General features: G+C 43.2%; 9 protein-coding genes, 1 tRNA gene and 1 rRNA gene. 7 read left to right on the top strand and 4 right to left on the bottom strand.

Going from position 1 to position 10,194, the window contains the following annotated elements:
- From rrf to AACX38_RS02345, 3 genes are all read left to right on the top strand, one after another.
- A 5S ribosomal RNA gene (gene rrf / locus AACX38_RS02355) occupies positions 1-107 on the top strand; the annotation flags it as partial.
- A 52-nt stretch (positions 108-159) separates the two neighbouring features.
- A tRNA-Asp gene (locus AACX38_RS02350) sits at positions 160-236 on the top strand.
- Between the two features lie 347 nt (positions 237-583).
- Complete coding sequence (locus tag AACX38_RS02345; RefSeq protein ID WP_099122836.1) at positions 584-1,372, top strand: endonuclease/exonuclease/phosphatase family protein; 789 nt, start codon at positions 584-586, stop codon at positions 1,370-1,372.
- An 89-nt stretch (positions 1,373-1,461) separates the two neighbouring features.
- Here the strand turns inward: AACX38_RS02345 and AACX38_RS02340 are convergent, their stop codons facing one another.
- The gene (locus tag AACX38_RS02340; RefSeq protein WP_228865657.1) at positions 1,462-2,847 is read right to left on the bottom strand and encodes an amino acid permease; all 1,386 of its coding nucleotides are present in this window, start codon (positions 2,845-2,847) and stop codon (positions 1,462-1,464) included.
- Positions 2,848-3,051: 204 nt separating this feature from the next.
- Between AACX38_RS02340 and queE the strand changes: the two genes are divergently transcribed.
- Positions 3,052-3,723, top strand: a complete 672-nt coding sequence (gene queE / locus AACX38_RS02335; RefSeq protein WP_099122797.1) for a 7-carboxy-7-deazaguanine synthase QueE — start codon at positions 3,052-3,054, stop codon at positions 3,721-3,723.
- A 56-nt stretch (positions 3,724-3,779) separates the two neighbouring features.
- Here queE and queD read toward each other — a convergent pair whose 3' ends face one another.
- The gene (queD, locus tag AACX38_RS02330; RefSeq protein ID WP_099122798.1) at positions 3,780-4,142 is read right to left on the bottom strand and encodes a 6-carboxytetrahydropterin synthase QueD; all 363 of its coding nucleotides are present in this window, start codon (positions 4,140-4,142) and stop codon (positions 3,780-3,782) included.
- 257 nt (positions 4,143-4,399) lie between these two features.
- Here queD and cysJ point away from each other — a divergent pair, with 257 nt between their 5' ends.
- From cysJ to cysH, 3 genes are all read left to right on the top strand, one after another.
- Positions 4,400-6,217, top strand: a complete 1,818-nt coding sequence (gene cysJ / locus AACX38_RS02325) for an NADPH-dependent assimilatory sulfite reductase flavoprotein subunit (RefSeq protein WP_228865656.1) — start codon at positions 4,400-4,402, stop codon at positions 6,215-6,217.
- A gap of 63 nt (positions 6,218-6,280) precedes the next feature.
- A complete protein-coding gene (cysI, locus tag AACX38_RS02320) occupies positions 6,281-8,011 on the top strand; it encodes an assimilatory sulfite reductase (NADPH) hemoprotein subunit (protein ID WP_228865658.1) in 1,731 nt (576 codons plus the stop codon).
- Positions 8,008-8,742 carry a phosphoadenosine phosphosulfate reductase gene (gene cysH, locus AACX38_RS02315; protein ID WP_228865655.1) on the top strand — a complete coding sequence of 245 codons (735 nt, stop codon included), beginning with the start codon at positions 8,008-8,010 and terminating at the stop codon, positions 8,740-8,742. Before cysI ends, cysH begins: the two co-directional genes overlap by 4 nt.
- 307 nt (positions 8,743-9,049) lie before the next feature.
- On the opposite strand, the gene AACX38_RS02310 is transcribed toward cysH, so the two are convergent.
- Together AACX38_RS02310 and AACX38_RS02305 are read right to left on the bottom strand one after the other, a co-directional pair.
- Positions 9,050-9,475 (bottom strand): hypothetical protein, encoded by a 426-nt coding sequence (locus AACX38_RS02310; RefSeq protein ID WP_099122801.1) that lies wholly within the window; start codon positions 9,473-9,475, stop codon positions 9,050-9,052.
- Positions 9,472-9,900: a hypothetical protein gene (locus tag AACX38_RS02305; RefSeq protein ID WP_228865654.1), complete on the bottom strand. Its 429-nt coding sequence runs from the start codon at positions 9,898-9,900 to the stop codon at positions 9,472-9,474. Before AACX38_RS02305 ends, AACX38_RS02310 begins: the two co-directional genes overlap by 4 nt.
- Positions 9,901-10,194 lie beyond the last annotated feature (294 nt).

Raw genomic sequence — 10,194 nt, 5'->3', positions numbered from 1 at the left:
AATAGCGCGGTGGTCCCACCTGACCCCATGCCGAACTCAGCAGTGAAACGCCGTAGCGCCGATGGTAGTGTGGGGTCTCCCCATGTGAGAGTAGGACACTGCCAGACATCAATTTAGACGTGTTGCCAGCCCAAAAGGCAGCATGAAGCAGTATTCGGTGGTGCGGTAGTTCAGTTGGTTAGAATACCGGCCTGTCACGCCGGGGGTCGCGGGTTCGAGTCCCGTCCGCACCGCCACCGATTTAGAGAAACCCCTGAGAGAAATCTCAGGGTTTTTTCTATTTCAGCTATTTTTATCAGTATCTGATTCGATTCTCAATCAGCCCTTCTATATACTTGTGTACTGCAATATCGCCTCACCAATAACTTGCTACCAGATCTGTTACTTTTTTAATAAATGGAAAAGATTTTCTGTATAAAATCTATTCTGACATTTACTCTTACAATTCATACTTTGTTTTTAGTACTAAGGATTGCAATCAATTATAGAGGTGTCATATTAATGAAGGTCGATGCATTAAGGTAGGTTGGGGTGCAATTTGATAAGAAATAGGTATGTGAGAAGAGCCCGTGAGAGAAAAAATCTGGCTCATAAAAATTATGCAGTAAGATATATCGCAGGGCAGCCTGTAGAGAGGGTTTTTCCTACTTCCACGCGATTACTTGAAGAAGCACTCTTGCCATGTGGAGAGCCATTTTTTGCTGATAATAATGTGTTTTCTGTTGCTATTTGGAATATCCATAAACAGCAACGTCCACGGTGGCAAAGTGTTTTATCTTCCTTAATTGAAAAAAGCGATCTTATTTTACTGCAAGAAGCACAAACCACTCCTGACTTACTGAAATTCATCACAGCCAGTGGCTTGGTTGCAGATCAAGTACCTGCATTTGCTATTCCTCAACATCCATCGGGTGTGATGACATTAGCCTCTTCTTCACCCATCTATTGTTGTCCGTTAAGGGAAAAAGAGCCGATATTAAGGCTTTCTAAATCATCTCTTATTACTATGTACCCTTTAGCCGATGAACAGCAGCTGATGGTAGTGAATGTACATGCCATTAACTTCAGCCTTGGCGTTGACGTTTATAGTCGTCAGTTGGATAACATTGGTATCTATATTAAGTTACATGATGGGCCAGTGATCTTTGCCGGTGATTTTAATGCGTGGAGTCGTCGGAGATTCAGAGTGCTGGAGCGTTTTGCACAGCGCATGGGGCTAAAAGAAGTCTATTTTAACGACGATCATAGAACAATTGTATTTGGTAAACCCTTAGACTTTGTTTTTTATCGTGAATTAACAGTCCAGAGTGCAACCGTTTTAACAACCATTGCTTCTGATCATAATCCACTTCTTGTCCGATTTTCGTTATAAGTTACGAAGATCTTCAATTAAGTAAGAGTAGTGAAAGGTCAAAAAGAGCAAAACGCCGGAAATTGCTCCGGCGTTTTTAGAGACCAATTTTATTGGCTAGCACGATGAGGTGTGGCAAGTTTTTTCTTTATGCTGAAAAAATAGGCAATGGTTAGGATGATCACCCAGCCAGCGCCAATGTATAAAGCATCTCTCGTTTGCTCGAAATATCCGAGTAGCAGGATAATTGCACTCATAAAAATAATCGTAATTATGGGAGCAGTGGGCCACATTGGTACCGGAAATTTCAAGGTTCTGATTTCTTCTGGACTCATTTTACGACGCATAGCCACATGAGAAAGCAGAATCATCAACCACACCCAGACAGTGGCAAATGTGGCGACAGATGCAATAATAATAAAAATATTGCCGGGAAGCAGCCAATTGAGCATGACACCGAGCAGTAGAACCACAATCATGACCAGAACAGTCATCCATGGAACTCCATTTCGGGTCAGCTTCTTAAACGCCTCAGGTGCTTGTCCTTCCTGAGCCATGCCATACATCATTCGTCCGGCACCAAAAATATCGCTATTGATGGCTGAAATGGCAGCAGTAATAACAACAACATTCAGAACATGCGCAGCTGCACTGATTTTCAGATCAGAAAAAATCTGTACAAATGGGCTTCCATTCTGACCAATTTGATCCCATGGATAGATACACATCAGGATACATAAAGTCAGGACATAGAAGATTAAAATACGGAAGGGAACAGCATTAATCGCTTTAGGGATTGTTTTTGCCGGATCTTTTGCTTCACTGGCAGTGATACCAATGACTTCTATTCCGCCGAAAGCAAACATTACAATCGCCATTGAAGCAACCACTCCGCTGATGCCATTCGGCATAAAGCCGCCATATTCCCATAAATTAGCGATCCCGGTGGCATGCTCTGTTGTCTGACCAAAACCAAAGATCATAATTGCAAGACCACCAATGATCATGGCAATAATGGCAGTGACCTTAACGATAGAAAGCCAGAACTCCATTTCACCGAAAATTTTCACATGGCATAAATTCAGCGCACCAATAAAACAGACGATACTCAGAACCCAAATCCATTGATCAACATCGGGAAACCAAAATTTCATGTACAAGCCGAATGCAGTGATATCAGCGAGGCAAACAAACAGCATTTCAAGAACATAGAGCCAACCCGTCAGGAAACCGGCTAATGGGCCCAGATAATGGCTTGCATACTGCGAAAAAGAACCGGAAACAGGATGGTGAACGGCCATTTCGCCGAGTGCTCTCATCACCATAAATACGGCAGCACCGCCAATTAAATATGCCAGCAATACAGCCGGTCCTGCTTGTTGTATTGCAGCTGCTGAGCCATAAAACAGCCCTGTGCCTATTGCAGAGCCTAAAGCCATGAAGCGGATATGCCTCACACTCAGACCCTGTTTAAGCTGATTTTCATTGTCTTGCATTCGTTAATCCCATCTATCTTTCATGCCAGAGAGTATTTTCAGGCATACAATGCTATTTCAGGCATATGCTATTTCAGGTATACAATGCCCTGTCTGGTGTCAGATACCAGCAAAAGCAACCTCGTACGATACCATAAAGATGGATGTCCGCGGGATAGATATCTGTAATAATAACGGGCAGTTTATTAAAACCAGAGTTTTTTTATGATTTACCCAATAAATGAGATGTTTCAGACTTTGCAGGGAGAAGGTGTGTTTACCGGAGTTCCTGCTGTTTTCATACGGTTACAGGGATGTCCGGTAGGGTGCAGCTGGTGTGATACCAAGCATACTTGGGAAAAAGAAGCTGATAAGCAGCAGGCGATGGAAAACATACTGGTAAAATCGCAGGATAGCGATACCTGGGGCGCTGCCACACCAGAGCAAATCATTAATTTGTTCACGCGTCAGGGATATACCGCTCGTCATATCGTAATTACGGGTGGAGAGCCGTGTTTGTATGATTTACGTCCCCTGACGGAAGCACTGGAAAATGCAGGCTATCAGTGCCAGATAGAAACGAGTGGTACACACGCGATCCACTGTACGGACAAAACTTGGGTAACCGTCTCACCAAAAGTGAAAATGCGGGGCGGATACAAAGTATTGCCTGAAGCGATGAATCGCGCGAATGAAATTAAGCACCCTGTCGGGCGTGAGCGCGATATTGAATCATTGGATGATCTATTGACTATGCTTGATGAAAATAACAGACCGGTTATTGCCTTACAGCCTATCAGTCAGAAAGAAGAAGCAACCCGCTTATGTATTGAAACCTGCATTGCCCGTAACTGGCGTTTCTCGATGCAGACACACAAATACTTAAATATCGCCTGATGTGCGTTCGCGCTTGTTTATTGTGCATTCAGCACCAAAATTTGGTGCTGAATGTCTTACTTTCCACGATAGATACAACCGGCGCTACAGGTTTCTTTAACCATAACGGCGCTGAGCTGTGGCAAAGCTGGTTGTAACTCTCTCCAAATCCATTGAGCCAGTACTTCGCTGGTTGGGTTTTCCAGACCGGGGATCTCATTGAGATAATTGTGGTCCAGCCGCTCCCAAATTGGCTTGAAGATGGCTTTCACATCGGCAAAGTCCATGAGCCATCCGCTATGAGGATCAATCTCACCGGTGATTTCCAGACGAACCATAAATGAATGCCCATGCAAGCGACCACATTTATGTCCTTCAGGAACATGTGGCAGGCGATGCGCCGCTTCAAATTGAAAATCTTTAAAGATGGTAGTGCTCATAATACTTTTTCCTGAATTCAAAAGGCCGGCTATTCTACCTGAACTTTCGCGCCTAACGTGATTTTTCTGTAGAAATAAAATCCAGCGTTTAACAACTTTATCGATATATTAAATCTGTAAATAAAGTTAGGTAATTTAGTTATTAGATATTGCTAACCTTTCTTTAAGTCCGACGCCTGTTCTGGGATAACCTTATGATTACTCCATGTTTGTGACTGTTAATCATGGGTATTGGCTATAGCAAAGGGCACTGGATAATGACTGCAAAACCACCTTCAACTGCATTACTACCTGTATCTCAGGAACAATTGTCACGCCTGCAATCAGAGGTTAGTGATTTTTCTGGGCACCAACTGGCTTGGTTATCAGGCTATTTTTGGGGAATGTTGAATTCTCAACCGCAAACCAACACGGTAGCCGCAGTGTCAGGCATACCTGAGCCTGAACAGGAAACCGTGACACTGATTTCGGCTTCTCAGACGGGTAATGCAAGGCGTCTGGCAGAACAGCTCAGAGACGCTTTGCTGGCGCAGAATTTGAGTGTGAATTTAGTTAATGCTGGTGATTATAAATTCAAACAGATCGCAAAAGAACGAGTATTGATTATTATTGCTTCAACGCAGGGTGAAGGTGAACCTGCTGAAGAAGCTGTAGCACTACATAAATATCTGCATTCCAAAAAAGCAGCTCCGATGAAAGAGACGGCTTACGCTGTATTTAGCTTAGGAGATACCTCCTATGAACACTTTTGCCAGTCAGGTAAAGATTTTGACCGCCGCCTGAGTGAATTAGGTGCTCAGCGATTACTGGATCGCGTTGATGCTGATGTGGAATATCAGGATATTGCTACGCAATGGTGTCAACAACTGACCGATATTCTGAAACAACGCTTACCAACTCCGGCAAATACTGCAATAGCCACAACAAAGGCAGTAGTGTCGGCTGGTACAGCTCTCTCCAGCCCTTATACCAAAGAAGCGCCGTTGACTGCTTCTCTATTGGTTAACCAGAAAATCACCGGACGCACATCTGATAAAGATGTCCGCCACATTGAAATTGATCTGGGGGATTCGGGTTTGCGTTATCAGCCCGGTGATTCATTGGGGGTTTGGTTTGAAAACGATCCGGTATTGGTTGATGAGTTGATAGGTTTGCTTCATCTGGAAGGAACTGAAACTGTCACAGTACATGGAAAGTCACTTGCTTTGCGTGAGGCTTTGACCAGCCATCTTGAACTGACACAAAACACGGGTGTTATTGTTGAAAAGTATGCGGCTCTGACGAAAGATGAAAGTTTGCTTGCTTTGTGCTCTGAGAAATCAACGCTGCAACAATATGCCCAAAAAACGCCTATTGTGGATATGGTCAGGCAGGCATCTCAGCAACCTGAAGCTCAGCAATTTATCGATATATTACGTCCATTAACTCCACGCCTATACTCGATTGCCTCTTCTCAGGATGAAGTCGAAAATGAAGTACACATTACCGTTGGTGTAGTTCGTTATGACATAGATGGTCGTGCCCGTACCGGTGGGGCATCAGGTTATCTGGCTGATCGGTTACAGGAAGATGACAACATCCGTGTCTTTATTGAGCATAACGATAACTTCCGCTTACCCGCCGATCCACAAACCCCGGTGATCATGATTGGCCCCGGTACCGGAGTGGCTCCATTCCGGGCATTCCTGCAACAACGGGATAATCAGGGCGCTGAAGGTAAAAACTGGCTGTTCTTTGGCAACCCTCATTTTGTAGAAGATTTTCTGTATCAGGTGGAATTTCAGCGTTATGTCAAAGAGGGGTTACTCACCCGTATTGATTTGGCATGGTCGCGGGATCAACAGCATAAAGTGTATGTGCAGGATAAGCTGCGTGAGCGGGGCGAGGAAATCTGGCGCTGGATTAGTGAGGGAGCACATTTATACATCTGTGGAGATGCCAATCGTATGGCAAAAGATGTAGAGCAGGCATTGCTGGATATCATTTCACAACAGGGTGGGATGGATGCAGAGCAGGCCGATGAATTCCTAAGTGAACTGCGCCTCGAACGTCGTTATCAGAGAGATGTTTACTAGCAAAAATAACGAAAAAACTATAAGTATAAAAACCAACGGGCAATGAAAACGATCATGAAAACAATGAGCAATGAAAAACAAGGTCCTTTGATTGTTGAAGGTAAACTCGCTGACAGTGAACGTATGAAGTCAGAAAGCAACTATTTACGCGGGACGATCAGCGAAGATTTAAAAAATGGGCTGACAGGCGGGTTTGAAGGCGATAATTTTCTCCTCATCCGTTTTCACGGTATGTATCAACAGGATGATCGTGATATCAGAGCTGAGCGCGCGGAACAAAAACTGGAACCCCGCCATGCTATGATGCTGCGCTGCCGCCTGCCGGGAGGAATTATTACTCCCCGCCAATGGCTGGGCATTGATCGGTTTGCGACAGAGAGCACGCTGTATGGCAGTATTCGACTGACTAACCGGCAGACATTCCAGTTTCACGGCATCCTGAAAAACAACGTCAAACCGGCGCATCAATTACTGGCTCAAATGGGATTGGATTCACTGGCAACCGCCAACGATGTTAACCGTAATGTACTGTGTACCTCTAATCCAGTGCAGTCGGCTTTGCATCAGCAGGCTTATGAATGGGCGAAGAAAATATCCGAACACCTCCTACCACGTACCAGCGCGTACGCTGAGATCTGGCTGGATAAAGAAAAAATCGCTACAACCGACGAAGAGCCGATCCTCGGTAAAACGTATCTACCACGTAAATTTAAAACATCAGTTGTCATCCCACCACAAAATGATGTTGATCTGCATGCCAATGATATGAACTTTGTTGCTATTGCAGAGAATGATCAGTTGATCGGTTTTAACGTGCTGGTGGGTGGCGGATTAGCCATGACTCACGGCGATAAGAACACTTTCCCACGTCTGGCAAGTGAATTTGGCTATATCCCACTAGAGCATACACTGGCAATTGCTGAGTCCATCGTGACAACACAGCGTGACTGGGGTAACCGAACTGAACGTAAAAATGCTAAAACCAAATATACCCTTGAGCGTGTCGGCGTTGAAACTTTCAGGCAGGAAGTTGAAAAACGTGCAGGTGTGAAATTTGAGCCTGTCCGACCTTATGAATTTACCGAACGAGGCGATCAGATTGGCTGGTTAAAAGGCATTGATGATCAATGGCATTTGACCCTGTTTATTGAAAATGGCCGCTTGCTGGATTACCCGGACAAACCACTAAAAACCGGGGTGGCAGAAATCGCCCGAATTCACAAAGGTGATTTTCGTCTTACCGCAAATCAGAACCTGATAGTAGCGGGAGTGGCTGAAAGTGAAAAAGCGCGTATTGAATCCATTGCCCGCGCGCATGGTCTTATTGATGACGGAGTGACCTCATTGCGTCACCATTCTATGGCGTGTGTTTCGTTTCCGACTTGCCCATTAGCGATGGCAGAAGCGGAACGTTTCCTGCCAATCTTTGTTGATCATGTCGATGCGTTAATGGCAAAACACGGTGTCAGCCACGAACATATCGTTCTGCGTGTTACAGGTTGCCCCAACGGATGTGGCCGGGCGATGCTGGCAGAAATCGGGCTGGTGGGCAAAGCGCCGGATCGTTATAACCTGCATCTTGGTGGAAATCGCAATGGTAGTCGAATTCCTCGTATGTATCAGGAAAATATCACCTCTGCTGAGATCCTGACTATTCTGGATGAACTTATTGGTCGCTGGGCTACAGAGCGTAATGAAAATGAAGACTTTGGCGATTTCCTGATCCGAACTGACATTGTCAAACCTGTATTGAACTCCGCTATCGACTTTTACGACTGGCAGGAAGCAGTATGAGCCAGCCACATTTAGCTGAGTTACTGGCTTTGTCTCCTGAGCAGCGCACGGAAGCGCTCACTGAGACAAACCAACAACTGGAGTTACTGGATGCTCGTCAACGCGTCATATGGGCACTGGAACATCTGCCCGGTGAGTTTGTCCTTTCATCCAGTTTTGGTATTCAGGCGGCAGTCTGCCTGCATCTGGTCACGCAGGAATACCCTGATATTCCTGTTATCCTGACGGATACCGGCTACCTGTTTCCGGAAACTTATCAGTTCATCGATAAACTGGCTGATAAACTAAACCTGAACCTGAAAATATTTCGTGCAGAACAAAGCCCGACTTGGCAGGAAGCGCGTTATGGCAAACTGTGGGAACAGGGCGTTGATGGGATTGAACGTTATAACCAGATCAATAAAGTTGAGCCGATGAACCGTGCGCTGAAAACATTGGATGCGCAGATATGGTTTGCAGGGTTACGTCGTCAGCAATCGGAAAGCCGAGCTAATTTACCAGTGTTGGCAGTGCAGCGTGGTGTTTACAAGATACTGCCGATTATCGACTGGGACAATCGCAAGGTACATCAATACCTGACAGAGCATGGTCTTGAATATCATCCTTTATGGGATCAAGGCTACCTTTCTGTAGGGGATACCCATACGACGCAAAAATGGGAACCGGGTATGAGTGAAGAACAAACCCGCTTTTTTGGCCTGAAGCGGGAATGTGGCTTGCATGAAGGCTGAGTTCCTTTTGAACTTTTGGAATGGCCGAATTATTCGGCCATTCTTAAACCCAAAGATTCAGTTATAGCTAAAATCAGTTATCACAATGCCCTTCTTTAGCAAGGTGCATGTCCATCTCCATCTTAGATTCTTCTTGCTCCTTTGTTCAATATACTCAAACTGGCGTCTTAAAGTTAAATTAGTACACTCCAAATTTAGCTGGTGTGAGTATAGATGCCACTATTCCCTTGGAATAATAGAAAGCTATAATAACAATGATGGAAGGCCTGATTAATTAAATCATCATCTGAAAAAGGTATAGAAGAAACTACAAAGGTACCCCGAATTTGTGTGTGTACCATAATATTCCGAAGTATTTCTTTGTATAATCTACCCAGTCATTATCTTCAGCGTTTGTGGACTTCTCTTTGATAGACATACCACCAACCGGATCACCATGAAAAATAAACAACGGATACATGTCCTGTGTTACACACCACCCTATCCATGGTATAGGGTTCTCAAATATAGCTTTTTTATCTTGGCAATATTTTTCCAAATATTGAAAAACATCAGTGTCAGTATGAAGTGTTACAATAGCTCCTGCACTTACCATTGAGCTTGGTCTCTCTGAGTATTTACTTTCAACGGCACTTACAATCCCATTTACAGGAGGTGTTCCTACTCTCAATCTACCATTAACACAACCAACCAATAAACAAGAAACTAAAAAAGTGATTAATAGTGACTTCATCTTTCTCTCTTATTATATTCAGACCATAGATAAGGATAAAATTCTTTTGAAAATGTTGTCCATTCATTATCAGAAACAAAATTTTGTTTTTCAAATATCCCCATCGTTCCCAATTTTGCATCTATATCTGTTCTACTTATAATAAATAAAGGAATTTTATCCTTTGTTATACACCATCCTGAGTATATAGTGTATTGTTCAAAATTTGCATTTTTATTTTTACAATACTCTTTAATTCTATTAAATAATATTGGCTTAACATGGAGGTCTACACTTTTAATGAATTTAAATCGATGTGTAGAATATTGTGGGTACTCTGATTCTAAAAAAATTATAACTCCATTATCCAATGGTTCTCCTTGTTTGAAAGTTACGCATCCAGATAACAAAAACATTACAAAAATTGAGGTTATTATTGGGCGCATTGCATATTTCTCTTAAAATAATTAATTTTTTCCATTGAAGATTCCTTTTGTGATAACTATTTTTTAATAAATTCAGTTTGAATTTACCAAGTTGATTTGGATTTTATTTTATCTTGCCTATGATTTTTTTCAAGTTATAGTTGCTGTTAATAAACGGATTCTTAGCATATTATTGTTAAAAATAACTTTTGTTTATCTATATTAGGTGGTAAGGGAATGGAATTATATGTGTCATATATAGCCACCTCCGTTAATAGATTGAATGGTAAGTAATAAAACTTAGCAATCCATACA

Origin of the sequence: Xenorhabdus sp. PB30.3, from assembly GCF_963895965.1 — a bacterium.
Classification (GTDB): Bacteria; Pseudomonadota; Gammaproteobacteria; order Enterobacterales; family Enterobacteriaceae; genus Xenorhabdus; species Xenorhabdus stockiae.
The sequence above is the reverse complement of the archived record's forward strand: the minus strand, read 5'-3'. Positions and strand labels throughout refer to the sequence as shown.